The sequence below is a fragment of the Mesorhizobium sp. NFR06 genome (genome assembly GCF_900115245.1).
Classification (GTDB): Bacteria; Pseudomonadota; Alphaproteobacteria; order Rhizobiales; family Rhizobiaceae; genus Mesorhizobium.
In genome coordinates this window covers 688,856-714,993 of sequence record NZ_FOVT01000001.1, presented here as the reverse complement: position 1 = coordinate 714,993, position 26,138 = coordinate 688,856, and the positions used below count along the sequence as shown (strand labels likewise).

At 63.4% G+C, this 26,138-nt stretch carries 24 protein-coding genes, 1 pseudogene and 1 riboswitch; of the genes and pseudogenes, 11 read left to right on the top strand and 14 right to left on the bottom strand.

The window, feature by feature from the left end; genetic code table 11:
• The first annotated feature begins 51 nt into the window (after positions 1-51).
• From mmsA to F3H96_RS03355, 4 genes and pseudogenes are all read left to right on the top strand, one after another.
• Entirely contained in the window at positions 52-1,584 is a 1,533-nt protein-coding gene (gene mmsA / locus F3H96_RS03370) for a multiple monosaccharide ABC transporter ATP-binding protein (protein ID WP_149790499.1), read from the top strand.
• Positions 1,581-2,873, top strand: a complete 1,293-nt coding sequence (gene mmsB / locus F3H96_RS03365) for a multiple monosaccharide ABC transporter permease (RefSeq protein WP_149790498.1) — start codon at positions 1,581-1,583, stop codon at positions 2,871-2,873. Before mmsA ends, mmsB begins: the two co-directional genes overlap by 4 nt.
• A gap of 209 nt (positions 2,874-3,082) precedes the next feature.
• A complete protein-coding gene (gene araD1 / locus F3H96_RS03360; RefSeq protein ID WP_149790497.1) occupies positions 3,083-4,075 on the top strand; it encodes an AraD1 family protein in 993 nt (330 codons plus the stop codon).
• Positions 4,076-4,282: 207 nt separating this feature from the next.
• A pseudogene (locus tag F3H96_RS03355) lies at positions 4,283-4,553 on the top strand (GIY-YIG nuclease family protein).
• Positions 4,554-4,707: 154 nt separating this feature from the next.
• On the opposite strand, the gene F3H96_RS03350 reads toward F3H96_RS03355, so the two are convergent.
• Positions 4,708-5,802: a 2'-deoxycytidine 5'-triphosphate deaminase gene (locus F3H96_RS03350; RefSeq protein ID WP_149790496.1), complete on the bottom strand. Its 1,095-nt coding sequence runs from the start codon at positions 5,800-5,802 to the stop codon at positions 4,708-4,710.
• Between the two features lie 137 nt (positions 5,803-5,939).
• Positions 5,940-6,017, top strand: a riboswitch (SAM riboswitch).
• A gap of 55 nt (positions 6,018-6,072) precedes the next feature.
• On the opposite strand from F3H96_RS03350, the gene F3H96_RS03345 reads away from it, so the two are divergent.
• The gene (locus tag F3H96_RS03345) at positions 6,073-7,263 is read left to right on the top strand and encodes an O-succinylhomoserine sulfhydrylase (RefSeq protein WP_149790495.1); all 1,191 of its coding nucleotides are present in this window, start codon (positions 6,073-6,075) and stop codon (positions 7,261-7,263) included.
• 100 nt (positions 7,264-7,363) lie between these two features.
• On the opposite strand, the gene F3H96_RS03340 is transcribed toward F3H96_RS03345, so the two are convergent.
• Positions 7,364-8,509 carry a ceramide glucosyltransferase gene (locus tag F3H96_RS03340; protein WP_149790494.1) on the bottom strand — a complete coding sequence of 382 codons (1,146 nt, stop codon included), beginning with the start codon at positions 8,507-8,509 and terminating at the stop codon, positions 7,364-7,366.
• Positions 8,510-8,720: 211 nt separating this feature from the next.
• Here F3H96_RS03340 and apaG point away from each other — a divergent pair, with 211 nt between their 5' ends.
• Positions 8,721-9,113, top strand: a complete 393-nt coding sequence (gene apaG / locus F3H96_RS03335; protein WP_042641259.1) for a Co2+/Mg2+ efflux protein ApaG — start codon at positions 8,721-8,723, stop codon at positions 9,111-9,113.
• Positions 9,114-9,189: 76 nt separating this feature from the next.
• Positions 9,190-9,999 carry an alpha/beta hydrolase gene (locus F3H96_RS03330; protein WP_149790493.1) on the top strand — a complete coding sequence of 270 codons (810 nt, stop codon included), beginning with the start codon at positions 9,190-9,192 and terminating at the stop codon, positions 9,997-9,999.
• 125 nt (positions 10,000-10,124) lie between these two features.
• On the opposite strand, the gene F3H96_RS03325 is transcribed toward F3H96_RS03330, so the two are convergent.
• The 3 genes from F3H96_RS03325 to F3H96_RS03315 all read right to left on the bottom strand — a co-directional run bounded on the left by F3H96_RS03325 (position 10,125) and on the right by F3H96_RS03315 (position 13,400).
• A complete protein-coding gene (locus F3H96_RS03325) occupies positions 10,125-11,159 on the bottom strand; it encodes an Hsp33 family molecular chaperone (RefSeq protein WP_149790492.1) in 1,035 nt (344 codons plus the stop codon).
• Between the two features lie 113 nt (positions 11,160-11,272).
• Positions 11,273-12,184, bottom strand: coding sequence for an ornithine carbamoyltransferase (gene argF, locus F3H96_RS03320; RefSeq protein WP_149790491.1), 912 nt, complete (start codon positions 12,182-12,184; stop codon positions 11,273-11,275).
• A gap of 16 nt (positions 12,185-12,200) precedes the next feature.
• Positions 12,201-13,400, bottom strand: coding sequence for an aspartate aminotransferase family protein (locus F3H96_RS03315; protein ID WP_149790490.1), 1,200 nt, complete (start codon positions 13,398-13,400; stop codon positions 12,201-12,203).
• A 356-nt stretch (positions 13,401-13,756) separates the two neighbouring features.
• Between F3H96_RS03315 and F3H96_RS03310 the strand changes: the two genes are divergently transcribed.
• On the top strand, positions 13,757-14,275 hold the full coding sequence (locus F3H96_RS03310) for a GcrA family cell cycle regulator (RefSeq protein WP_149790489.1): 519 nt from the start codon (positions 13,757-13,759) through the stop codon (positions 14,273-14,275).
• Positions 14,276-14,328: 53 nt separating this feature from the next.
• Here F3H96_RS03310 and F3H96_RS03305 read toward each other — a convergent pair whose 3' ends face one another.
• From F3H96_RS03305 to F3H96_RS03295, 3 genes are all read right to left on the bottom strand, one after another.
• Positions 14,329-15,339: a magnesium and cobalt transport protein CorA gene (locus F3H96_RS03305; RefSeq protein WP_149790488.1), complete on the bottom strand. Its 1,011-nt coding sequence runs from the start codon at positions 15,337-15,339 to the stop codon at positions 14,329-14,331.
• 184 nt (positions 15,340-15,523) lie between these two features.
• Entirely contained in the window at positions 15,524-16,249 is a 726-nt protein-coding gene (gene phoU / locus F3H96_RS03300) for a phosphate signaling complex protein PhoU (protein WP_149790487.1), read from the bottom strand.
• Positions 16,250-16,357: 108 nt separating this feature from the next.
• A complete protein-coding gene (locus F3H96_RS03295; protein ID WP_149790486.1) occupies positions 16,358-17,623 on the bottom strand; it encodes an ATP-binding protein in 1,266 nt (421 codons plus the stop codon).
• Between the two features lie 198 nt (positions 17,624-17,821).
• Here F3H96_RS03295 and ppk2 point away from each other — a divergent pair, with 198 nt between their 5' ends.
• Positions 17,822-18,727: a polyphosphate kinase 2 gene (ppk2, locus tag F3H96_RS03290; RefSeq protein ID WP_149790485.1), complete on the top strand. Its 906-nt coding sequence runs from the start codon at positions 17,822-17,824 to the stop codon at positions 18,725-18,727.
• Positions 18,728-18,791: 64 nt separating this feature from the next.
• On the opposite strand, the gene F3H96_RS03285 is transcribed toward ppk2, so the two are convergent.
• The 3 genes from F3H96_RS03285 to F3H96_RS03275 all read right to left on the bottom strand — a co-directional run bounded on the left by F3H96_RS03285 (position 18,792) and on the right by F3H96_RS03275 (position 21,020).
• On the bottom strand, positions 18,792-19,541 hold the full coding sequence (locus F3H96_RS03285) for an enoyl-CoA hydratase-related protein (protein WP_149790484.1): 750 nt from the start codon (positions 19,539-19,541) through the stop codon (positions 18,792-18,794).
• A gap of 11 nt (positions 19,542-19,552) precedes the next feature.
• A complete protein-coding gene (locus F3H96_RS03280; protein ID WP_149790483.1) occupies positions 19,553-20,191 on the bottom strand; it encodes an acyl-homoserine-lactone synthase in 639 nt (212 codons plus the stop codon).
• A 97-nt stretch (positions 20,192-20,288) separates the two neighbouring features.
• On the bottom strand, positions 20,289-21,020 hold the full coding sequence (locus tag F3H96_RS03275) for a LuxR family transcriptional regulator (protein WP_149790482.1): 732 nt from the start codon (positions 21,018-21,020) through the stop codon (positions 20,289-20,291).
• Positions 21,021-21,300: 280 nt separating this feature from the next.
• Here F3H96_RS03275 and F3H96_RS03270 point away from each other — a divergent pair, with 280 nt between their 5' ends.
• Entirely contained in the window at positions 21,301-22,122 is an 822-nt protein-coding gene (locus F3H96_RS03270; RefSeq protein ID WP_149790481.1) for a transporter substrate-binding domain-containing protein, read from the top strand.
• A gap of 98 nt (positions 22,123-22,220) precedes the next feature.
• Here F3H96_RS03270 and F3H96_RS03265 read toward each other — a convergent pair whose 3' ends face one another.
• Positions 22,221-22,634 carry a tellurite resistance TerB family protein gene (locus tag F3H96_RS03265; protein ID WP_149790480.1) on the bottom strand — a complete coding sequence of 138 codons (414 nt, stop codon included), beginning with the start codon at positions 22,632-22,634 and terminating at the stop codon, positions 22,221-22,223.
• Positions 22,635-22,846: 212 nt separating this feature from the next.
• On the opposite strand from F3H96_RS03265, the gene F3H96_RS03260 reads away from it, so the two are divergent.
• Positions 22,847-24,496, top strand: a complete 1,650-nt coding sequence (locus F3H96_RS03260) for a lysine--tRNA ligase (RefSeq protein ID WP_149790479.1) — start codon at positions 22,847-22,849, stop codon at positions 24,494-24,496.
• On the opposite strand, the gene F3H96_RS03255 is transcribed toward F3H96_RS03260, so the two are convergent.
• On the bottom strand, positions 24,459-25,325 hold the full coding sequence (locus F3H96_RS03255) for a thermonuclease family protein (protein ID WP_244619881.1): 867 nt from the start codon (positions 25,323-25,325) through the stop codon (positions 24,459-24,461). The genes F3H96_RS03260 and F3H96_RS03255 overlap by 38 nt on opposite strands.
• Positions 25,326-25,335: 10 nt before the next feature.
• A complete protein-coding gene (locus F3H96_RS03250; RefSeq protein ID WP_149790478.1) occupies positions 25,336-25,977 on the bottom strand; it encodes a helix-turn-helix transcriptional regulator in 642 nt (213 codons plus the stop codon).
• Between the last annotated feature and the right edge of the window lie 161 nt (positions 25,978-26,138).

The window sequence follows — 26,138 nt, the reverse complement described above, 5'->3', positions numbered from 1 at the left end:
GCGCATGACATTTTCCGGGAATGGAAGACATGTGCCAGGGAGCAGAACCTGATGGCCTCGACGATTTTGGAGATGCGCGACATCACCAAGACGTTCCCCGGCGTGAAGGCGTTGTCCAACGTCAATCTCAGCGTCGAGGAAGGTGAGATCCACGCCGTCGTTGGCGAGAACGGCGCCGGCAAGTCGACGCTGATGAAGGTGCTGTCGGGCGTCTATCCGTCCGGCACCTACGAAGGCCAGATCGTCTTTCGCGGCCAGGAATGCCATTTCAAAGGCATTCACGACAGCGAGCATATCGGCATCGTCATCATCCACCAGGAGCTTGCCCTGGTGCCGATGCTGTCGATCGCGGAAAATATCTTCCTCGGCAACGAGAATGCCACCTACGGCGTCATCGACTGGGACGCCAACGAGATGCGCACCAGCGCCCTGCTCAAGAAGGTCGGGCTCAATGAAGACCCCAAGACGCTGATCACCAATATCGGCGTCGGCAAGCAGCAGCTGGTCGAGATCGCCAAGGCGCTCAGCAAGGAAGTGAAGCTTCTGATCCTCGACGAGCCGACCGCGTCGCTCAGCGAAAAAGACAGCCAGGCGCTGCTCGACCTTCTGCTCGAGTTCAAGCGCCAGGGCATGACCTCGATCCTGATCTCGCACAAGCTCAACGAGGTGAACCGTGTCGCCGACAAGGTGACGGTGATCCGCGACGGGCGCACCATCGAGACCTTGCCGAGGAAAGACATCTCGGAAGACCGCATCATCACCTCGATGGTCGGCCGCTCGCTCGACGACCGCTATCCGCCGCGCGAGCCGAAGATCGGCGACGTCATCTTCGAGGTCAAGGACTGGTCGGTCTACCACCCGATCCATGCCGATCGGCAGGTGATCAAGAACATCAATCTCAACGTACGCAAGGGCGAGGTCGTCGGCATCGCCGGGCTGATGGGCGCCGGCCGCACCGAATTCGCCATGAGCCTGTTCGGCCGCTCCTATGGCCGGCACATCACCGGCGAGGTTTCGCTCCGAGGCAGACCGCTCGACCTCTCATCGGTGAGCAAGGCGGTGGAGAACCGCATCGCCTATGTCACCGAGGACCGCAAGACTTTTGGCCTCAACCTCATCGACCACATCAAGCACAACGTGACTTTAGCCAACCTGGGAGGCGTTTCCAGCCGCGGCGTCATCGACGACATGCGCGAGATGAGCGTCGCCAACGACTATCGCAAGAAAACCAACATCCGCGCCTCCAGCGTCTACCAACTGACCGGCAACCTGTCGGGCGGCAACCAGCAGAAGGTGGTGCTGTCGAAATGGCTGTTCGCCGATCCGGAGGTTTTGATCCTCGACGAGCCGACCCGCGGCATTGACGTCGGCGCCAAGTACGAAATCTATACGATCATCGCGCGCCTCGCCGCCGAGGGCAAAGCGATCATCGTCATCTCGTCGGAAATGCCTGAATTGCTCGGTATCTCCGACCGTATCTATGTGATGAACGAAGGGCGTATCGTCGGCGAAATGGCGGCAAGCGACGCAAGCCAGGAAAAAATCATGCGCGCCATCGTTCGGGGAGAAGGAAAAGCATCATGAGCACAGACAGCGCTCCCGCACCGCAAAGCGGTGTCGCCGAGGACATTAAGCATGGACCGCGCGTCGCCGTCTCGGCGCTGACGACGAACCTGCGCGAATACGGCCTGATCATCGCGCTGATCGTGATCATGCTGTTCTTCCAGTACACGACGTCGGGAACGCTGTTCAAACCGGTGAACCTCAGCAACCTGGTGCAGCAGAACTCGTTCATCATCGTGATGGCGCTCGGCATGCTGCTGGTGATCGTCGCCGGCTATATCGACCTCAGCGTCGGATCCGTCGCCGGCTTCATCGGCGCGCTGGCGGCGATGATGATGGTCATCTGGCCGCTTGGGATATTCAGCAACCCGCTGGTGGTCTCGGTCGTCTGCCTGCTCGTCGGCGCGCTCATAGGCGCGGCGCAAGGCTACTGGATCGCCTATCACCGCATACCGAGCTTCATCGTGACGTTGGCAGGCATGCTGATCTTTCGCGGCATCTGCCAGGCGCTGCTTGGCGGCGGCTCCTCGGTGGGTCCGCTGCCGGACAGCTTCAAGGCGCTGAGCTCCGGCTTCATCCCGGACGTCATCGGCCCGCTGACGCTGATCCCGCCGACGGTGAATGCCGCCGGCAAGACCATCGTCGGCAGCGGCTTGACGCTGCACATGACGACGGTCGTGCTCGGTCTGATCGCGGTTCTGGCCTACGCCTATTTCGGCTTCAGGACGCGGCGCAAGCGCGAGCGTCACGGCTATGAGGCTGAGCCTTTCCCGCTGTTCGTCGTCAAGACGCTGGTGGGCAGCGCGCTGGCGCTGTTCCTGGTCTTCCAGTTCGCGAGCTACAGAGGCTTGCCGGTCGTGCTTCTGGTGATGGGCGTGCTTATCTCGCTGTTCGTCTTCGTCACCAAGCGCATGACCATCGGCCGCCGCATCTATGCGATGGGCGGCAATGCCAAGGCCGCGCAGCTGTCTGGCATCAACACCGAAAGGCTGACCCTGCTCGTCTTCGTCAACATGGGCGTGCTGTCGGCGCTTGGCGGCCTGATCATCGCGGCGCGCCTCGGTCAGGCCGTGCCGGCCGCCGGCCTGGGCAGCGAGCTCGACGTCATCGCGGCCGTCTTCATCGGCGGCGCCTCGGCAATGGGCGGCGTCGGGCAGGTGATCGGCGCCGTGGTCGGCGGCTTCATCATGGGCGTGATGAACAACGGCATGTCGATCATGGGCGTCAATGTCGACTGGCAGCAGGTGGTCAAGGGCCTGGTGCTGCTCGGAGCCGTCATCTTCGACGTCTACAACAAGAACAAGGCCTGAAGGCCACAAACGAATTCAGGAGGCATACGGGTTCTAGATCGCGATGCTGCCGGCAGACCCGTCGGCGCCAAGAAGTCCAGGCAAGGACCAGGCTCGCGAGCGCAATCCGGACGAAGCGTTCAACCGTGGCGCGGAACTCCTTCCACGCCGCGCCGGTCAGGGTTTGCCCGCAGGCAGCCGGACCCGGTCAAGATGAGAGAGGGTTCAACATGCTGATCTCCCAGATCCTCGATGACGCCGAGACGATCCGCGTCGTCGCCCGCAACGGTGGCGGCAAGACCAGGGTCATCAATGGCGCGCGCAGCGTCTATTCGCTCGCGATGGAGGCGGCGCGGACAGGCACAGGGCTCGAAGCGCTGATCGAGCGCAAGGGCTATGGCGAGGCGGTCGATCTCGATGCCGCCTACAAGCGGGGCAGGCTGGTGTCGCCGATCAACCATCCCGATCCCGCGCATCTGCATCTCACCGGCACCGGCCTCACGCATCTGGGCTCCGCGGCGACGCGCGATTCCATGCACAAGAAGCTGAATGACGGTGACGAGGAGCTCACCGATTCCATGAAGATGTTCCGCATGGGTCTCGAAGGCGGCAAGCCCGCCAAGGGCCAGGTCGGCGTGCAGCCGGAATGGTTCTACAAGGGCAACGGCACGATGGCGGTGGCGCCGGGCGCGCCCCTGATGTCGCCGGCCTTTGCGCAGGACGGCGGCGAGGAGCCCGAGATTGCCGGCATCTACGTCATCGGCGACGACGGCGCGCCGTTCCGGGTCGGCTTTACGTTGTCGAACGAGTTCTCCGACCATGTGACGGAGCGGGTGAACTACCTGTTCCTCGCCCATTCCAAGCTGCGCAACGCCTCGTTCGGCCCCGAAATCCTGATCGGCGAGCTGCCCGCCGACATCCGCGGCGCATCGCGCATCTGGCGCGACGGCAAGCTGTTGTGGGAAAAGCCGTTCCTGTCCGGCGAAGCGAACATGTCGCACACCATCGCCAATCTCGAGCATCACCATTTCAAATATTCCGCGTTCCGCCAGCCGGGCGACGTGCATGTGCATATGTTCGGCACCGCGACGTTGTCCTTCGCCGACGGCATCAAGACCGAGGCCGGCGATACGTTCGAGATCGAGGCGCAGGATTTCGGCCTGCCGCTGCGCAACCCGCTGGAGATCGAAAAGCCGGTCAAGGTGGCGGTGAAGGCGTTGTGAGAGCGTGATCTTCCCCCTTGCGGGGGAGCTGGCCGGCAGGCCAGAGGGGCGTGCCGCACGTAGAGCGCCAGCGCACCCTTCGTCATTCTAGGGCGGAGCAAGGAGCGAAGCGACGCGCGCAGACCCTAGAATCCATGCCGTTACCTTAGCCAACGAATGCAACCGTCAAGAATAGCCGCCGATGACTGCGCCATCTAAGATCGCAGCATGACAGGCTACGTCTGCATGACCGCGAGCCAGAAAGGCGGCACGATCTATATCGGTGTCACCAACGACCTTGCTCGTCGGATGCCGGAGCACAAGACCGGCCAAGGCTCCAGCTTCACCAGGCGTCACGGTGTGCAGCGTCCCTCGTCTGGTACGAGGAGAATTTCGACATCAGGCGTCATTGAAGCCCTGGCCACGGCAGTGGAAGATCGAATTGATCGTAAAGACCAATCCGGAATGGTTTGAGCTGTTTCGTAGGGTTGGCTGGTGAGCGTTTTGCACCATGGTGGCTCTCAACCGTCACGGCATGGATTCTAGGGTCTGCGCGCGTCGCTCCGCTCCTTGCTCGGCCCTAGAATGACGAAGGGATAGGACGGCATTCGTTTGCGCCCCCGGTCCTGCCGGACATCTCCCCCACTTGGACCTCACCGCGCGGCGCGAAAATGCTTGGAGAGCTTCAGCCCCTGCGCCTGGTAGTTGGAGCCGAGATCGCTGCCATACAGCGCCTGCGGGCGCTTCAGCATATGCTCGTAGACCAGGCGGCCGACGATCTGGCCATGGTCGAGGATGAACGGCACCTCGTGGCTGCGCACTTCCAGCACCGCGCGGCTGCCGCTGCCGCCGGCGGCGGAGTGGCCGAAGCCCGGATCGAAGAAGCCGGCATAGTGGACGCGAAACTCGCCAACCAGTGGATCGAACGGCGTCATCTCCGCGGCATAGAGCGGCGGCACGTGCACGGCTTCCCGGCTGACCAGGATGTAGAATTCGTCCGGATCGAGCACCAGCTCGCCGGCGCCGCTCTTGTAGATCGGCTCCCAGAAATCGACGACATCCTGCGCGGCGCGCTTGTCGACGTCGACCAGGCCGGTGTGGTGCTTGCCGCGATAGCCGACAAGGCCGTCCTTGTCGCCGTCGAGATCGATGGAGAGCGCGATGCCGCCACCGGAAATGTTGGGCGGCTCGGTGGCGACCAGCATTTCGGCGCGGTGAAGCTCGCGCAGCTCGCTTTCCGAAAGCACGGCGTTGCCGGTGCGGAAGCGTATCTGCGACAGCCGCGAGCCGGCACGCACGACAATCGGGAAGGTGCGCGGGCTGACTTCGAGATAGAGCGGACCATGATAGCCGGTGGCAATCTTGTCGAACTCGTGGCCGCGATCGGTCATGACGCGCGTAAAGATGTCCAGCCGGCCGGTCGAGCTCTTCGGATTGGCCGAGGCGGATACGTTCGTCGGCAGCGCCAGGCTTTCGAGCAGCGGCACGATATAGACGCAGCCCGTTTCCAGCACCGCGCTCTCGGTAAGATTGATCTCGTGCAGCTTCAGCCGCTCCAGCTTGTCGGCGACCAGATGATCCGGTCCAGGCAGGAAGGAGGCGCGCACGCGGAACGCCTTGTCGCCGAGCCTGAGATCGAGGCTGGCCGGCTGGATCTGGTCGGCATCCAACGCGCGCGGCGACCTCAGCGCCTTCGCCTCGAACAGCGCCGCGATGTCCTGATCCGGAAGAATGCCTGTCTGCCGCAAAGGCTGGCTCCGTTGAGGCCGGTCTCTTTGGGGCAGGTTCTTGCCGCAAAACCGCTGGACACTTTTGCGGAACCTGCCTGGTACAAACCTCTTAATGAAGCCGGCAATTGACGCAAGCGCGGCGCGGGTCTAAAGGGTCGTTATCCCGTGGTGATTTGGCCGGTCGGCTTGCAGCCACGTTAAACAAGTCGCTAAAGGACCGTTGGCCGCAAGGCCGTATGGACCGGTTGCGACTTCGCGGCCGGTTTTTTTGTGTCTGGAAGCAGGGCTATGAGCACCAAGAAGCGCAACTGGAAACCTCAGACGGCACTCGTGCATGGCGGGACACTGCGTTCCGGTTTCGGCGAGACGTCCGAGGCGATGTATCTCACCCAGGGCTACGTCTACGAAACGGCGCAAGCCGCGGAAGCCCGCTTCAAGGGCGAGGAGCCGGGCTTCATCTATTCGCGCTACGCCAACCCCACCGTCGACATGTTCGAAAAGCGCATGTGCGCGCTGGAAGGCGCCGAGGATGCGCGCGCCACCGCTTCCGGCATGGCGGCAGTGTCCGCGGCACTTCTGTGCAGCGTCAAGGCCGGCGACCATATCGTTGCCGCGCGGGCGCTGTTCGGTTCCTGCCGCTGGGTGGTCGAAACGCTGGCGCCCCGCTACGGCATCCAGGCGACGCTGGTGGACGGCACCGAAATCGCCAATTGGGAAAAGGCGATAAGGCCGAACACCAAGCTGTTCTTCCTGGAAAGCCCGACCAATCCGACGCTGGAAGTGGTCGACATCGCCGCGGTTGCCGCCTTGGCCAACTCCATCGGCGCGCGCGTGATCGTCGACAACGTCTTTGCCACGCCGCTGCAGCAGAAGCCCTTGCTGCTCGGCGCGCATATCGTCGTCTATTCGGCGACCAAGCATATAGACGGCCAGGGCCGCTGCCTCGGCGGCGTCATCCTGTCGGACAAGAAATGGATCGACGAGAACCTGCACGACTATTTCCGCCACACCGGCCCGAGCCTGTCGCCCTTCAATGCATGGACGCTGTTGAAGGGCCTGGAAACGCTGCCGCTGCGGGTACGCCAGCAGACCGAGAGCGCCGGCAAGATCGCGGATTTCCTGGCTGGACGGCCGGAGATCGCCCGCCTCATCTATCCGGGCCGGGCCGATCACCCGCAGGCCGATGTCGTCAAGAAGCAGATGTCGGGCGGCTCGACGCTGATCTGCCTCGACGTCAAGGGCGGCAAGCGGGCGGCCTTCGCCTTCCAGAACGCGCTCGATATCGTTTTGATCTCCAACAATCTCGGCGACGCCAAGAGCCTGATCACCCATCCGGCCACGACAACGCACAAGAACCTGAGCGACGAGGCGCGTGCCGAGCTTGGCATCGGACCCGGCACGCTAAGGCTTTCGGTAGGGCTGGAGGACGTCGACGACCTGCTGACCGACGTCGAACAGGCGCTGAAGGCGGCCGGATAAGACCTGCCGCGGCGCCCCGCGGAACAAGACTCAGAGCTCTATCTCTTTGATTTGACGCAATTCCGGACGGAAAACCGTTTCTCACTTTCCCGGAATGGCCCTAGGCGGGCTCTTCCAGTTCGGTCATCGCCTTGGTGCGAATGGTCATGGCGTTGCCCCGCCACTCGACGGCGCCGCCGAACCAGGCGCGCGCCCAGATGGCCGGTAGCATCGCATCGCGCACGATCATCGCGGTGACGCTGCGCAGCGACAGATACCAGCCCTTGGCCGAAGCCAGCAGGCATTCCGGCAGGTAGGCGATCGCCAGCACGCACAACGCCGTAGTGGGCAGGCTGACGCCGGCGCCTGCCGCCGCGAGCAGCGCCAGAAGCAGCGGCATCGCGGCACCGGTCAGGATCTCGGGCGCGAAGAACTGCGGGAACGTCACCCGGCGCAGCCGCGCCCAGCGCGTCTGGCGTGCCCAGATCTCGGCAGGCGTGCGCTGGCCGAGCGGCTGCTCGAAGGGCGAGGCAACGAGATTGACGCGCAGGCCCAGACTGTTGACCAGCTTGGTGGCGGCCGCGTCCTCGGCGATCTCGGCGGCCAAAGCTTGAATGCCGCCATTGGCGTCCAGCATCGGCTTGTTCCACAGCATGCTCTTGCCCTGGGCAAAGCCGAGACCAAGCGCCTCGCCGGCATACTGCCAGCGCGCCTGCAGCGTATTGAGGAAAGCGCATTCGACTTCGGCCCAGAAACCGTCCGGCCGCGAGCCGATCGGCGTCGAGCAGACAAGGCCGGTGCCCGGACGCCACGCCGCCATCAGGTGTTGGACATAATCCCGCGGCATCGATACGTTGGAATCGGCAAGGATGGCCCAATCGTGCCGCGCCGCCTGCCAGCCCTTGACGCAGTTGTTGAGTTTGGGATTGGCGCTGATGCGATCGTCGCCGACGAGCAGCCGCGCCGGAACCTTCGGGTAGCGCGCGATCGCGGCGTTGATCAGCTTGACCACCGGATCTTCCGCGTGCGCGACGCAGAAGATCAGCTCATAGCGCGGCCAGTCGAGCGAAAAAGCGCGCTGCAAGGTCTCTTCCGTGAATGGCTCGACGCCGCGCGAAGGCACGATGATGGAGACCGGCGGCTGCGCGCCGGCAGGCGGGGCAACGACACGCCGCCGTTTCAGCCGTGACGAGGCGAACAGGATGCTGGCGAGGTTGGAAAGGAGAAGGGCTGACGAAGCCAGGCCGGCTGCGATAGTCAGTTCCATCGAGATCTGGTCACTCCCGAAAGGCAGCACGCGGCCGTTTCATCAGTCGACAGAGCGCCCGAGTCGCCCGGCACGGTTTGTGCACACCAACATTGTCGTGTGTCACTTAAATGACATTGTTTTTCGCCACCTGCGCTTAAAAGGCTGGCCGGCGCTTCGTATCTAATTGAGAAGCGCCACCAATGTTCCGCGGCGACAACCGGAGTGGCCCATGTATCGCGCCGTGACGCGCAACATCGAAGTGCTGGTGAGGCCCTTCTATCTGGAGGACCGCTCCGATCCGTCCGAGAATCGCTATGTCTGGGGCTATCAGGTGACGATCGACAACCGCTCCGACGACTTCGTGCAGCTCTTGTCGCGCTACTGGCACATCACCGACGGCCAGGGCCGGGTCGAGGAGGTGCGCGGCGCCGGCGTCGTCGGCGACCAGCCGGAACTCAACCCCGGCGACTCGTATCAATATACCTCAGGCTGCCCGCTCTCGACGCCGTCGGGCATCATGGTCGGCCATTACACGATGCGCAACGGCCGCGGCGAAACGTTCGATATCGCTATCCCCGCCTTCTCGCTCGACATGCCGGGGACAAGGCGGACGGTGAATTAGTGGCCGCCAACCCCGGCACTTTGGTACGGGCACATCGACCATTGATCAAGGGGCTGGCCATGAGCCGGACGGTGGCTTGAAGCGCGACATCGAGACAGGGTTATTTCTGGGCCGGATACCGTTCGCGAGAATTGGACGGGGACCGGAGACTCTTCTCATCATCAACGGCGGCCAGGGGTTCGTGATGAAACCCCTGCCATCCATGCTGGAAAAGGACGCCGGACGGTTCATTCGGATCCTTCCGCGCGACATGAGCTTTGTGCTGATCGGCTACGATCCCGATCCAAAAGCCGATCTTTCGCTCGAGGGCATGGCTGAAGACATCGCGGACATCATCGACGGCAACTTCAAGAAGCCAGCGTGGTTGATGGGTGTTTCCTATGGCGGCGTTGTCGCGACGCAGGTGGCCGCACGGTATCCGGACCATGTGGGCAAGCTGATCCTGTTGGCCAGCGCATACGGCTTTTCGGCTGATGGAAAAAAGCGGCTACAGCGACAAATTCAATTCGCAAAAGCCGGAGAATTTCACGCGTTGTTGGGGGAATTCACGACGGTATTTCGGCGGCCATGGCTGAACCTGCTCTTGCGTTTTCGCCTGTGGTTCGAAGGGCGCAGGTTGATTGAACGGATGGCGGCGACGGGTTCGATTGTCCGCTATCTCGAAGCAGTAGTCGACAACGATGCGGCAAAAGAAGACCTCCGCAATATATCGGCGAGGAGTTTGATTATAGGCGGTGAAAGGGACCAGTTCTTCGGCAGCGGGATGATGGAAGCCACCGCGAGCTCAATCAGGGAAGCGAAGCTCATGGTGCTCGATAAGGAAACCCATATGGTTCCGGTCGAACGAGCCTCCGATATCCGCAAGTACCTTCAGGAATTCATCTGACACCGGGAGCGTGCGGCGCAGTAGGCCAGTCAAAAGAAGATCGGGACCGCCAAGGCAAGCCAAAAGACCCCTCTCCCCGGCCGGGGAGAGGACAGGTTGTGAAGCGGCTCTGCAGGAAAGCGACCCTATTGAGCCGAGCCGAACTCCGCCGGATCGAAGTCATACTGCGTCGAGCAGAACTCGCAGGCCACATGGATGCCGCCATCCTCGGTCGAGTCCTTGATCTCCTGCGCCGAAAAGCCTTCGAGGATGCCGCGGATCTTGTCGCGCGAGCAGGAGCATTGGTCGGCGACCGGCACGCTGCGGAAAACGCGTACGCCATGCTCGTGGAACAGCCGGTAAAGCAGCCGCTCGGCACCCACCGTCGGATCAATCAGTTCCGTCGGCTCGATCGTGCCGAGCAGCGCCAGCAATTCCCGCCAGGAATTGTCGGCCGGGTGATCCGTCACCTCGCGCGGATCGCCGTCGCCGCCCGAAATGTCCGGCACGCGCATGCGTTCGGGCGCCTGCGGCAGGAACTGCGCCAGGATGCCACCGGCGCGCCACTGCTCGCGCGCGCCTGCAGGACCCGGTGTGACCAGCTTGGCGACCGACATCCTGATATCGGTCGGGATCTGTTCCGACTGGCGGAAATAGGTGCGCGCGGCATCCTCGAGCGAGGTGCCGTCGAGCTGGACGATGCCCTGATAGCGCTGGGTATGCGCGCCCTGGTCGATGGTGAGAGCCAGCACGCCGTCGCCAAGCAGCGCCTGCTGCGAGGTCTCGCCGGCGGCGACCAGCGCCTGCAGCCGGTCGGCATCGAAGCGCGCATAGGCGCGCAGCGCATGCGGCGTGGCGAAATCGGCCACTAGCATGTCGACCGGGCCGTCGGTGCGGGTCTGCAGGATGAATTTGCCTTCGAACTTCAGCGAGGTGCCGAGCAGGACGGTGAGCACGCAGGCTTCCGCAAGAAGGCGCGCGACGGGCTCGGGATAGTCGTGGCGGCTCAAAATAGCGTCGAGCATCGGCCCGAGCTGCACCGTACGGCCGCGCACGTCGAGCGGCGCGACCTCGTAAGGCACGACATGATCGTCGCCGGCAAATCCGAATTCACCGAGTTGGGGTTTATGTTCAGCCAAGGTATGGGTTTCCAGCATGACAATACTCCGGGGCGCAGCCATGCCGCCCGATGAGCCGCATGCGTCGAAGCGCGTTCAATTTACGTGATGGCCCGCACATAGGCATCACATATCGTCGGATCAAGTCGACATATCCCCGTGGCAGTTGCGTCGGATCAAGCGCCCAGGCACCAGGCCAGCACGGCCTTCTGGGCGTGCAGCCGGTTCTCGGCCTCGTCGAAGACCACCGAATGCGGCCCGTCGATCACCTCGTCGGTGACCTCCTCGCCGCGGTGCGCCGGCAGGCAATGCATGAAGAGCGCGTCCGACTTCGCCTTGGCCATCAGCGCCGCATTGACCTGATAGGGCAGGAAGACGTTGTGGCCGCGGGCCCGGTGTTCCTGGCCCATCGACACCCAACTGTCGGTGACGACGCAATCCGCCTGGTCGACGGCTTCTTCGGCGGACCTGGAAAACCGGATCTTGCCGCCATTGGCTTTCGACCAGTCGACATATTTCTCGAAAGGCTCGCTGCCTTCCGGCACCGCGACATTGAGGTTGAAGCGGAACCGCGCCGAGGCTTCGAGCAGCGAATGCAGAACGTTGTTGCCGTCGCCGGTCCAGGCGAAGGTCTTGCCGGCCACCGGACCGCGATGTTCCTCATAGGTCATGATGTCGGCCATGAGCTGGCAGGGGTGCGTGTCGTCGGTCAGCCCGTTGATGACCGGAACGGTGGCGTTCTCGGTCAGCTCGATCAGGCGGTCATGCGAGGTGGTGCGGATCATGATGGCGTCGACGTAACGCGACAGCACCTTGGCCGTGTCGGCGATGGTCTCCGAGCGGCCGAGCTGCATCTCGGTGCCGGTCAGCATGATGGTCTCGCCGCCGAGCTGGCGCATGCCGACGTCGAAGGATACACGCGTACGCGTCGACGGCTTGTCGAAGATCATCGCCAGCACCTTGCCATCGAGCGGCTTTGAACGCTCACCGGCCTTGAGCCTGGTCTTTCGCGCCACCGCGTCGTCCAGCATGACACGCAGGTCGCCAGCGGAAACGGCGGATAGATCGGTGAAGTGGCGAACACTCATCGGCGGGTTCCAGAAATTATTTCGCGGCTTCGGCCGCAATCGCGTCGGTCAGGCCCTTGGCACCGCCACGAATGCGCCGCAGCGCCTCGCCGATCTCCTCGTCGGTGACGGTGAGCGGCGGCAGCAGACGGATGACGTTGTCGCCCGCCGGCACGGCAAGCAGGTGCTGGTCGCGCAGCGCCATGTTCACCTTGGTGTTGGGCATGGCGCATTTTAGCCCGAGCATGAGCCCGGTTCCGCGGATGTCCTCTATGACGTCGGGAAACTCGTCCGCGACCGCCGCAAGACCCTGTTTCAGAAGCAGTGCCTTGCGCTGCACGTCCTCTAGGAAGCCATCTGCCAGCACCACGTCGAGCACGGCATTGCCGACGGCCATCGCCAGCGGATTGCCGCCGAAAGTGGTGCCGTGCACGCCGGCGGTCATGCCGGTCGCCGCCTCGTCGGTGGCCAGGCAGGCGCCCATCGGAAAACCGCCACCGATGCCCTTGGCGATCGCCATCAGGTCCGGCGTGACGCCGGTCCATTCATGCGCGAACAGCTTGCCGGTGCGGCCGATGCCGCACTGGACCTCGTCGAAGATCAGAAGCAGGCCGTGCTGGTCGCAGAGCTGGCGAAGGCGCTTCAGCGACTGCGTCGGCACCGGACGGATGCCGCCCTCGCCTTGCACCGGCTCGATCAGGATCGCCGCGGTCTCCGGCGTGATCGCCTTTTCGGCGGCGTCAATGTCGTCGAATGCCACCTGGTCGAAGCCTTCGACCTTCGGACCGAAGCCTTCGAGATATTTGTACTGGCCGCCGGCGGCGATCGTCGCCAGCGTACGGCCGTGGAAGGCGCCCTCGAAGGTGATGATGCGGAAACGCTCGGGATGGCCCTTGACGAAGTGATAGCGCCTGGCCGTCTTGATGGCGCATTCCAGCGCCTCGGCACCCGAATTGGTGAAGAACACCTTGTCGGCAAAGGTGGCGTCGGCCAGCCGCTCGCCGAGCCGGCGCTGTTCCGGGATCTCATACAGGTTCGAGACGTGCCAGAGCTTGGCGGCCTGCTCGGTGAGCGCGGCGACCAGATGCGGATGACCGTGGCCCAGCGAATTCACTGCGATGCCACCGGCGAAGTCGAGATATCGCTCACCCTTGTCGGTGACCAGCCAGGTCCCCTCCCCACGGTCGAAAGCCAGGGGTGCTCGAGCAAAGGTCTCGTAAAGCGCCGAACCGCTCATTATATGCGTCTCCGGAACCGGAAATCAAAAAAGCCGCCAATGCGGCGGCCTTTGCGGCTTATCATGTTTTTCGGCCATGAAGTCAACGAAAACGTCACGCAGAAGCGCGTGGCAAGCCCCCGACGCCACGCCGGCTCATGAGTAGACCGGCAAGTTGGGGAAAACCGAAAAAACCGAATCGTGTTGCCCTGGGGACTCTTGTCACCGAGTCAGCGCATAAGGTATTTGTAGTCGAGAAATAACTAGATTTCGTGCGGCGGACCTAAATCACCCGGTATATGTGGTGTTGTTTGCCCGGCGGGAGCCGGGTCGGGAACGGATTCTGACTACCGCACGCCTCAGCAGGAGCGCGCCCCATGAATTGGACTGACGAGCGGGTAGAACTTCTCAGGAAATTGTGGTCGGAGGGCCTGAGCGCCAGCCAGATTGCCGCACAGCTTGGCGGAGTGAGCCGCAACGCCGTCATCGGCAAGGTGCATCGCCTGAAGCTGTCGGGCCGCGGCCGCGCGACGGCCGCCCCGGCGCGACAGAAGAAGGTGACGCAAGGCGCCTCGATGCAGAAATCGGTGGCCCGTGCCGCAAGCACGGCGCGCCACGTCACGACTTCCATCGGCGCCACCGCGCTGCAGGTGCAGTTCGACGCGGAACCGGTGGCGCGTCATTACATTCGCCCGGTCGAGAACGTGGTCGTGCCGATCTCGCGCAATCTGCAGCTCGTCGAGCTGACCGAACGCACCTGCAAATGGCCGAACGGCGATCCGCTGTCGGAAGATTTCAGCTTCTGCGGCAACGATGCGGCCGAAACGGGACCATATTGCAAATATCATTCCCGCGTCGCGTTCCAGCCGGCGGGGGAGCGGCGGCGGGCGAGATAGGGATTAGGCAGCAGGGATTAGTGACTTCTCTGCCTACTGCCGCCTGCCCAACTTCACAGCCATCCATTCTTCTTGAACCGCCAGTACAGCAACGAGCAGATCAGCGCGATCGCCAACAGGACGGCCGGATAGCCATACTCCATCTTCAGTTCCGGCATGTCGGAGAAGTTCATGCCGTAGATGCCGGCGAAGGCCGTAGGCACCGCCAGAATGGCAGCCCATGAGGCAAGCTTCTTGGAGATCGCCGTTTCCTGGCTCTGGCCGACGAGAAGGCTGGCTTCGAAAGCAAAGGCCAGAACCTCGCGCAGGGAATCGATCTTCTCCTGCACGGTGCGGATGTGGTCGGTCACGTCGCGAAACAGCGGATGCATGGCGCCATGGATCTGCGGCAGTTCGGCGCTGGTCAGCCGGCGGCAGACCTCGACCAGCGGCAGCGCCGCATTGCGCAGCCGCAGCAGATCGCGACGCAGCATGTAGAGCCGCTCGATGTCGGAACCGGTCATCGGCTTCAACAGCACCTTGTCCTCGATCGTCTCGACCTCGTCCTCGATCTGCTCCAGCACCGGCATGTAGTTGTCGACGATGAAATCGAGGATGGCGTAGAGGACGAAATCCTCGCCTTTGGCCAGCGAATGCGGGCAGCTTTCCCAATGCTGGCGCACGGCGGCGTAGGAGGTCGACGGACCGTGCCGGACGCTGACGATGTAGCCGGTGCCGACGAACAGATGCGTCTCGCCGAAAGTGACGCGGCCGTCGATCAATTGCGCTGTGCGGGCGACGATGAAAAGGGCATCGCCATATTGCTCGATCTTCGGGCGTGCATGCGGGTGCTCCGCATCCTCGATCGCCAGGTCATGCAGGTGGAACTGCGCCTGCACTCTGAGCAGGAGGTTGCGGTCGGGCTCGAGCAGGCCGATCCAGACGACATGGCCAGGCTTTGCCGCCCATTCGCCGGCCTGTTCTATCGGGATGTCGGCGACCCGCTTGCCGCCGGTATAGACGCTTGAGGCGATAATGCCCGATGCCGGCTGCGAAGCCGGAGCCAGGTTCCGAACTTGTTCCATCGCGACCTCCCGCGACAGCGCGCTTACGCTGCGGCGGAGGAGCTTAGCCTAAATTGGAAAACGGTTCGAGAGGCCGCAATTCACTTAGAACCGAATGATTTCAGGTCGGTCGACCTGAAATCTGAATCCTGCTCTAAATCCAAGAGATGAGCATGATGCCGTCCGAAAACCGCACTCTTCGGCATCATGTTCTAGCCGGTACCGTCGCGGGGATCACCACCTTGTCGGTCTTGTCACCCTTCGGCCGGTCGGCGGGCATCTGCTCGCCGGTGACGATATAGTAGATGGTCTCGGCGATGTTGGTCGCATGGTCGCCGATGCGCTCGATATTCTTGGCGCAGAACAGAAGATGCGTGCAGGGCGTGATGTTGCGCGGATCTTCCATCATGTAGGTCAAAAGCTCGCGGAACAGCGAGGTGTACATGGCGTCGATCTGGTCGTCCCGGTCGCGCACGAGGCCGATCCTCTCGACCGAGCGCGAGGCGTAGACGTCGAGCACTTCCTTGAGCTGCGTCAGCGCCAGGTTGGCAAGCGCCTCCAGACCGCGGAAAAGGCTGTTCGGCTGGCGGCCGTCGACCGCGGCGACGCGCTTGGCGACGTTCTTGCCGAGGTCGCCGACACGCTCGATGTCGGCCGAGATGCGGATGGCGCCGACGATCTCGCGAAGGTCCGTCGCCATCGGCTGACGCTTGGCGATGATGACGATAGCCTTGTCGTCGATCTCGCGCTGCCCCTCGTCGAGGACGATATCGTCCTGAATGACCTTCTGGGCCAGGCCATGGTCGGCGTTCACCAGGGCCGCGACCGCCTGCTCGACCATGCGTTCGGCATGGCCGCCCATCGCGGCGATGCGCTTCGACAGGAATTTCAGTTCTTCGTCATAGGCAGTAACGATATGGACCGACTGCATGGACATGCCTTCCCGGTTTGTGCCGGCTGGTGCGTTCCCCTCAATCTGTCGCTGTACGCGAACCGCATGACAGAAAGAAGAAAATCCCGGTTAGCAACCGGTACGCGATCAGCGAGCCGGCAAATGAACCGTGAACGCCGCGCCCTTGCCGACTTCCGACTTGATGGACAGTCTTGCGTTATGACGAGTCAATATATGCTTGACGATCGAAAGGCCAAGCCCGGTACCTTTCTGGGTGCGGCTGTTTTCGACGTCGACGCGGTAGAAGCGCTCGGTGATGCGTGGGATGTGCTCTTCGGCAATGCCGGGCCCGTAGTCCCTGATCGTGACGTCGAAGCCCGGCTGCTGACCGTCCTCGGCGCCGGCAATCGATACGGTGACGCGCCCGCCTAACTGGCCATATTTGCAGGCGTTCTCCAGGAGGTTCTCGAAAACCTGGAACAATTCGTCGCGATCGCCGGGAATGACAAGCGGTCCAGTTGCGAACTCCCGCTCGATGACGACGCCGTTTTCGCTGGCCAGCGGCCCGAGCGAATCGATGACGCTATCGATCGTCTGGCGAAGATCGACCTCCGTGCCCGGCTTCAGATAGGGTTTCATCTCCAGCCGCGACAGCGAGAGCAGATCGTCGATCAGGCGGGCCATGCGGCCGGTCTGGTTCTGCATGATCTGCAGAAACTGGTCGCGTGCGGCCGGGTCGTTGCGGGCCGGCCCGCGCAACGTCTCGATGAAGCCGGCGATCGAAGCGAGCGGGGTGCGCAGCTCGTGGCTGGCATTGGCAATGAAGTCGGCCCGCATGCGATCGATGCGTCGTGTCTCGCTCTGATCCTTGAACACCAGAACATAGAGGCTGGTGGCATGGCCGACCGTGGACGCGCTGACCCGGTATGTCCGTTCCACCGGCAGCCTTTCGGTGTAGTCGACCGCATCGGCGGCGACCTGTCCGGACAGAATGCTGTCCAGCAGCGCCTGCATTTCCGGCGCGCGAAACTTCAATGCCAGCGACATGCCCGGCGCCAACCCGCCGAAGGCGGCGAAAGCAGCGGCGTTGGCGTGAACGATGGTGGCGGAATGGTCGAAGATGATCAGCGGGTCGGCGACCGCGGCCGCCAGATATTCGCCGGAGAGCCGCTGCAGCCCGCTGGCTTCGATCGCGGCCGCAGCATCGGCCGACTGGCGCTCGGCATCGGCGGGCAGCATGGCTGCGACCGCCAACGCAACCAAGCCCAGCAGCGGCACATAGACTGAGGCGCCCGCGAAATAATAGGCGGCAAAGATGGCGACAACGCCGGCGGAAAGCAGCCGGCGGTTGCGCCAGAGCCGCGCCGCCAATGCTTGCCCTTTGCCGTTTTGCTCCGCGCCCGTCTCTGCCATAGGCCCGCGCCACCCCGCATCCCGTCGACCGGTCAGCGGTTCGCTGGACTGGCCCGGCGCATGGGCCCTGAAAATCGGGATCGATTTCCGCGAAGGTTCATGCGCAAAATCAAAATGCTACAGCGTCCTTGCGTCCGGATGGGCGCTGCGCTGCAACGGCTCATAGCATGAGTCCGCAAACTGAAAAGGTTCGTCTGGATGAAAAATGCCAAGGAAACGGCTGAAGCGGTGCCGGCCACGGGACCGATCAAGATCAAGATCGGCGGCAAGGAGCGCGAGTTCGACATCGACAATCCGGTGCTTCCGGACTGGATCGAGGACAATAAGCTCACCACCGGCGGCTATCCTTACGACAAGAAGATGAAGGGCGAGGAGTACGAAAAGGAGCTCGAGCGTCTGCAGATCGAGCTGGTCAAGGCGCAGGCCTGGCTGCAGGCGACCGGCAGGCGGGTGATGGCGCTGTTCGAGGGGCGCGACGCGGCCGGCAAGGGCGGCACGATCTTCGTGCTGCGGCAATATATGAACCCGCGCACGGCACGCAACGTAGCTTTGCCCAAGCCGACGCCGACCGAAGCCGGGCAATGGTATTACCAGCGTTACGTCGACCATTTCCCGACGTCGGGCGAATTCGTCACCTTCGACCGCTCCTGGTACAACCGCGCCGGTGTCGAGCCCGTGATGGGGTTCTGCACGCCGGAGCAGCACGAGAAATTCCTCGACGAGACGCCGCACTTCGAGCGGATGATCTCCAACGAGGGCATCCATTTCTTCAAATTCTGGCTGAACATCGGCCGCGAGACGCAGCTCGAACGGTTCCATGACCGCCGCTGGTCGCCGCTGAAGAACTGGAAGTTTTCGCCGATCGACATCGCCGGCGTCAGCAAATGGGACGACTACACCAAGGCACGCGACCAGATGATGGAGCGCACGCATAAGGAGTTCGCGCCCTGGATCGTCGTGCGCGCCAACGACAAGCGCCGCGGCCGGCTTGCGGTGATCCAGCACATCCTTCTGTCGCTGCCCTATGACGGCCGCAACCTCGATGCCGTCGGCAAGCCCGACAGGAAGATCATCGGCGAAGGGCCGGAATTCCTGAAGGATTAGAGCAGTGGGATTACAGCGCCGCGCGCCTTTTGGCTACGCGGCGCTGAGGTTTCATGCCGGCCGATCAAGCGGCCAGGCGAGCGATCCGCTGCAGCCGCTTCAGCGTGGTGTCGTCCTGAAGCGCCTGCTGGAACAGCGTGATCTCATGGTCGATACGGTCGCACAGGACGTCCGTGTCGCCCTTGAGGAGGCTGCGCGTCTGCAGCAATGCCGCCACCGGCTTCTTGGCGAGCTGTTTTGCTCTCGCCAGCGTCGTTTCCTCGGCGCTGCCTTGCGTCACGATCTCGCCGACCAGGCCGAGCGCCTTGGCGTCTTCGGCGCCGAGCGTGTCGCCCAGGCAGAAGAAGCGGAAGGCACCGGCATAGCCGAGCTTCTGGGGCGCCAGGATGCTGGTCGCCGCGTCCGGCACGAGGCCGAAATCGACGAACGGCACCCTGAAGGTGCTGCCCCTGGAGGCGATCACCATGTCGCAATGGAACAGGATGGTGCAGCCGACGCCGACGGCATCGCCGTCGACGCAGGCGAGCACCGGCTTGGGGAAGGTCGCCAACATGCGGAACATGTCGGTGACGGCGGCGATCAGCTGCTGGTGCTTGGTGGCGTCGAGGAACTCGGAGAAGTCGCCGCCAAGACAGAAGCAGCCTGCGAGGCCGCGCAGCATGACGACGCGGACCTCATCATTGACGGCCGCCTCGTGCAGGGTCCCGGCAAGGCTCGCATAGGCGTGCCGGTCGAGCACCGGCCGGCCGTCATGCGAGGACACGGTGACGACCAGCGTGTGGCCGCGCAGTTCCGGTTCGGGATGGAAGCTCATGACCGCCTCCATCACGAGGCCTGCCTGAGGCCGAGCTGACCGGGGTAGCCCCGGTTCAGCACCGGCAGGTAGTGGTTGCGGCGCGCCCGCACGACGTCGAGCGTATGCTCGGTGAAGGTGAGCAGCGTCGCCACGACCTGCTGGTTGCCGTAGGTGCGCTGGTAGCCGAGCGGCGTTGCCAGGAAGTGCAGCTGCAGCGCTCGCAGCACCCACATCGGCTCGAACTCGATGATGACCTGGTTGACGGAGCGCTTGAGGCCCCATTCGACGAAGCCGGCGATCAGTTCGGTGCCGACCGTGGAGACGCCGCGCTTGCCGTCGCGAAAGCCGGGAGCCACCGCGTAGCGGGTAAGCTCCCAGACATTCGGGCCCGAGGGCGACGGCCCCTCGCAGAGATCGGACAGCACGTCGGTCAAAAGATGCGGCCGAGTGGTCGGCAGCATGCGCTGGTAACCAGCCAGTTCACCGTTGCGGATGACAAGGTGGTGTTCGGCTTCGTCATGATCGAACTGGTCGATCTCGAGCTGGTCCGGGCGATCGAGATCGGTCCATCCCATCTCCTCGACGAAGATCTTGTAGCGCAGGCGATGGACCGCCTCCCAGAGGTCGGGACGTTCCATCAATTCCTGGGTGGTGAGGGCAAATAGCATCAGCCGTCTCCTTGGCTTAAGAGGAAGATACGGCCGGGCTGTCCTTAAAATATTACGCGATCGCGCAGGCAAGAATTTCTAGGCCGGCACGGCCGACCTAGCTAATATAGCCGCGCCTAATCGCCTCCGCGACGGCTTGCACCCGGTTGGCGGCACCGAGTTTGCTTTTGGCGTTAAGAAGGTGTTTCTCGGATGTATGTTCCGAAATGCCGAGAATCTGCGAAATCTCCCATTCGGACTTGCCGACGGCTGCCCATTGCAGGCATTCCCGCTCACGCGCCGTCAACTCTATGTGATCGATGACGGCGTCGGCCTTGGTGTGCAGCTGCATGGCACGACCGATCGCGTAAGTCGACGCCAGCGAGACCATGCCGAATTCCGCATCCGACAACTCCACGGACTCGCCGCCCAGCGAGACCATGACGATCTGGCCGTCGAGCGTGACCAGCGGAAATGCCAGGCCGTCGCGCAGATTGAACTCGCGCGCGTCGCCCATGACCTCGTCGCTGCTCTTGTCGATGACGGCGTTCTTGGAAGCATCCCGCCATTGGAACGGCGCCTGAAGCTGCTTCATGTGGCTGACGACCGGGTCGTGGTCGACATAGTTGCGCGCCACATAGCGCTCCAGCCAGTCACCGGGCCAATCGCAAAGCATCACGTGCTGTTTCTGCCGGCCGCGTGGCGTGCCGGGCTGCGGCACAGTTCCCGCCATCAGGGCCGTCAACCCGAAGTTCGAGGTGACGCCAAGCAGCCGTTCGCAAACCGCGGCCGCGGTGCCGGCATGCTGCAACTGGTCTATGTATTCCAGAGTTCTGTCGAACAGGCCCATCGCAACATCTACCCCATGTTGCTTCTGCTTTTTCGTTACCGACGTAGATGCCCGAACCGCCCTTCGCCATCAACCCCCGGATCGCAATCTTCTTCGCAAAAGCCGGCAGCCCTCCCCCTTTCCGGTATGCGAGGTCACTTGCAAAAGCACTAAACCATACGCCTAATTTGGCCGCTTGAAATCAAAAACCGTTGTGCCGGCGGCATTTTCATACGAAAAGCCTCCGAACAGGACGGGGCGGAGCCTTAGCGTGACATTGCGGTGGATATTTCTGACCCTGATGTCCTTGCTGGCCAGCGTGTGGTCGATTGCCGGGGCGACTCAGGCGGCAGAGCCGCAAGTGCCGGTGCTCTGGGATGCCAAGGAGCGGCTGCCGAAGCCCGATCTCTCCGCGCTGCCGCGACTCAGGTTCCTCACCACCACGGATTTCCCGCCCTTCAACTTTCTCGACGGCTCGGGCCGCCTGTCGGGTTTCCACATCGATCTGGCGCGGGCGATCTGCGCGGAACTGGACATCGCCGAGAAATGCCAGGTCCAGGCGTTGCCATGGAACGAACTGGAGGCCGCTCTCCAGAAAGGCGAAGGCGAAGCCATCATTGCCGGCATCGCGGCGACACAGGAGAGCCGCGAGAAATACGCCTTCTCGCGCTCCTACATGCAATTCCCGGCCCGCTTCATCATGCCGAAGGCGAAGGCCTTCGCCGATCCTATTCTCGACAAGCTGCGCAGCAAGCGGGTTGGCGTGGTGGCCGGATCGGCGCATGAGAAGATGCTGCGCGACTACTTCAACACCGTTCAGGTCGTGACTTTCGACAAGCCCGAGGACCTCTATGCCGACCTCAAGGCCGGCAGGATCGACGCGGCCTTCGGCGACGGCATGCGCTTTGCCTTCTGGCTGGGCGGCTCGGATGCCGCCGGCTGCTGCCGCTTTGCCGGCGGTCCATATCTCGCGCCCGAATATCTGGGATCAGGCATGGCGATCGCCACCCGCAAGAGCGACGCGGCACTTGCCGCCGCCTTCGACTACGCGCTGCAGGAAATCTCGATCAAGGGAACCTTCGCGGAGTTCTATCTGCGCTATTTTCCGGTGAGCTTCTTTTAGAGCGTTTCACCGTTTCACGGAAACGGCGACACGCTCTATCTCTTTGTTTCGACGCAATTCCTGACGGGAAACCGTGTCACACTTTTCCTGGAATTGCTCTAGGTCAGCGTGCGCAGCCGCGCCTTGGCCGCGCGGGCGATCGCCGCGACCGTCAGCGTATCGAGATCGAGCTTGAGGCGAATGAGCTGCAGCACCCTGACCTCCTCCATGCGCATTTCGAGATCGACGGCGGCGACCTCGAAGGCGGCGGCGTAGGCGGTATCGCGCAGTCGCTCCGGCAGCGCTCCGGCGACGCGCGCCAACACGCCTTCCAGCCCGTCCTTCTCATGCAGCGCCTTCTGGCAGGCTTGCGCCACCGCAACCAGCCTGTCCTGGTTGAAATCGACGAATACCGGCCAGGTACGGACGACGTCGCCGATCCGCGCCAACTCGACATCGGTCATGTCACGGTCGGAAGCCGAGGTGATGACCATCAGGTGGATCAGGGCTTCGTGCGGGGTCAATGAAGGCATTCAAAACTCTTGGAAGCGTGCATGCCGGTTCCCCCAAGCCGCGAGGCACTTTGGGGCAACATGCACAGGATAATCGCGCTCCAACGTAGCGACGCCATTGTGACGCCGCAAGGAAACCGCCCGCAAATCGTTGACGCTCCGGCCTGTCGCGCCTAGAGACCGGTCGACGAATTTTATCCGCCGCGCAAGACGGCCATGACTGGAACTTTGACATGACGGGATCAAACATCATCGATCTCAATCCCGAGATGCTTGCCGCGGCGGCGGAAAGCAAAGCCTGGCCGTTCGAGGAAGCCAAGAAGATCATCGCGCGGTACAAGGGCAAGGACTATCCCGAGACCGTCCTGTTCGAGACCGGCTACGGGCCGTCCGGCCTGCCGCATATCGGCACCTTTGGCGAGGTGGCGCGCACGACCATGGTGCGCCACGCCTTCCGGGTGCTGACGCAAGACAAAGTCAAGACCAAGCTGCTCTGCTTCTCCGACGACATGGACGGCATGCGCAAGATTCCGGACAACGTGCCGGACCGCGCGGTGCTGGAGCCCTATCTGCACATGCCGCTTACCGCCGTGCCGAACCCGTATGGCGGCGACTACAAAAGCTTCGGCGATCACAACAACGCGATGCTGTGCCGCTTCCTCGACACGTTCGGTTTCGACTACGAGTTCGCCAGCGCGACGGAGTATTATAAGTCAGGCCGCTTCGACGAGGTGCTGCTGCGTGCCGCCGAGCGCTATGACGAGATCATGGCGGTGATGCTGCCGACGCTTGGGCCGGAGCGCCAGGCGACTTACAGCCCATTTCTGCCGATCTCGCCGAAGAGCGGCCGCGTGCTCTACGTGCCGATGAAGCATGTCGACGCCAAGGCCGGCACCATCACCTTTGACGACGAAGGCATCGAGACCACGCTGCCGGTCACCGGCGGCCATGTAAAGCTGCAGTGGAAGCCGGACTTCGGCATGCGCTGGGCGGCGCTCGGGGTGGATTTCGAAATGTTCGGCAAGGACCACCAGACCAATGCCGTGATCTACGACCGCATCTGCAACATCCTTGGCGGACGCGCCCCGGAGCATTTCGTCTACGAACTGTTCCTCGACGAGGAAGGCCAGAAGATCTCGAAGTCGAAGGGCAATGGTCTGACCATCGACGAATGGCTGACCTACGCGCCGACGGAGAGCCTCGGCCTCTATATGTACCAGCGGCCGCGGCAGGCGAAGAAGCTCTATTTCGACGTCATCCCGAAGGCTGTGGACGAGTACTACGCCTTCCTTGGCGCCTATCCGCGCCAGGACTGGAAGGAGCGGCTCGGCAATCCGGTCTGGCACATGCATGACGGCAACCCGCCGGCCATCGACCTGCCGGTGCCGTTCGCGCTGCTGCTCAACCTGGTGAGCGCCTCCAATGCGCATGACAAGGCGGTGCTGTGGGGCTTCATCTCGCGCCATGCGCCGGGCGTGACGCCCACGACGCATCCGGAGCTCGACCGGCTGACCGGCTATGCGATCCGCTATTTCGACGACTTCGTGAAGCCGAACAAGGTCTACCGTGCCGCCGACGACGTGGAGCGCGAGGCGTTGGCGAAGCTTTCCGAGGCGCTCGGCGCGCTGCCGCAAGGGGCCGACGGCGAGGCGATCCAGAACGCCGCGCTCAACGTCGCGCGCCGCATCGAACGCTACCAGGACCATTCCAAGCAGAGCCCGGAAGGCGGTCCCGGCGTGTCGGTCGCTTTCTTCCAGATGATCTACCAGGTGCTGATCGGCCAGGAGCGCGGGCCGCGCTTCGGCTCCTTCGCGGCGCTCTACGGCATCGCCGAGACACGCGCGCTCATTGAGCGGGCGCTGGCTGGTCAACTGGCGGCGTGACGGCGCCGTCTTCCGCCGGCAGGATCGAATCCGGGGCGACGGGCGCCGGCCCTGACGCGGCCGGCAGCGCCGGTAGACCGCCAAGGTTCGGCGCCGGACCAAAAATGCCTTTTTTCGCCGCGCGGGCCCTGTTCTCGGCCTCGAGGTAAGGGCCACCCTGCGCGGCGCGCGCCCAGCCATTTTCGACCAGCCATTGGCCGACGTCCCGGTTGCCGATATGGCAGTCGGCCGAAATGGTGTCGCGGCCGCCCTCCGGCGGCAGCGTGCAGGCGACCGCCCGGCCGCGCAGGAAGGCGCGGAAGGCAGTTCGCGCGCGCGCCCCGCAAGCCCAGGTCTTGCCTTCGTCGCTGCAGGTCTCGTCCGCCCTGACGACATCGACGCCGGTGATGGCGACGGCGTAGTCCTTCGCCTCGATCAGACCGGCGGCGACGGCGACCGGCTGAAAGAGCTTGGTGCCGTTCCAGTCGCCCGGCATCTTCGATTTCGGTGGCTTGGGCGGACCGGCGAGCGCCAGATCGCTGAGCGGCGCGCGCGGCTCAACCCGTTCGAGTTCGCTTTCCGAGAGAGCAGGCGGCGCCACCACCTCGGGGTCGACGGCCCTTGAATGAACAACGGGCTTCGGCGGTCGCGGAGCGGCCGGCGCTGGAATGGCCGCGGTCGCCGGCTCTTGCGGCGGGGTGGAAGCGTCCGGATCGGAAATCGTGTCCGGATCGATCTGGTCCACGCTGATCACGCTCTCATTGCCTTTGACCGTGCGTCCGCCGGCAACCACAAGCGCGGCCATCACCGGAACGGCCAGAACCGCCAAAGCTGTTTGAAGAAGCCGCACCAGCCCGGACCTATTGGCTCGCCCAGACGATGCGCGCCACCCATTCGACATCGCGGGTCGGGATGTCACGGTCCGGATGAGCGGGGTTGAGCGAAACCAGCACGATCGATTTAACCGTTTGCCGGTCGAGCACCTTGGCCATCACCTCGCCGGCGGTGGTCTTGACGACGACACGGTCGCCCTTGCGCGTCGGCGCTCCCGGTTCGACGATCAGCACGTCGCCATTGCGGTAGAGCGGCAGCATTGAATCGCCTTGCACCTGCAGCGCATAGGACGTCTCGGTCGCCCGCGCCGGAAGCTCGACCAGATCCCAGCCCTGCCCTGCCGGATAGCCGGCATCGTCGAAGAAACCACCCGCACCCGCCTGGGCGAAGCCGAGCAATGGGACAGCGCTGCGCTGCCGGGCAATGGGTACGCCGCCGCGCCCTTCGACCAGCCCGGTGAATTCCTCGAGCGAAGCGCCCGTGGCCTCGATGATCTTGGCCAGCGATTCGGTCGAGGGCCAGCGCGGCCGGCCGTCGGAAGACAGACGCTTCGACTTGTTGAAGGCCGTCGAATCGAGGCCTGCGCGCCGGGCGAGGCCGGAAGCCGACAGCGAGTAGCGCTCGGCGAGAGCATCGATTGCGGCCCATACGCGGTCGTGTGAGAGCAATGCCGCGCTCCTTCAAACAGGAAAAAATGCCTCTTCCTGTCTAGCGCGGAGACGCCGGCTTGTCCACCGGCGCCCCCAGCGGATCGTCAACAATGGGCGCGGACCTATCCGATTGCGGCCAACGCGTCGGCGGGCTCTTCTTGAACTCCACGCGCATGTTC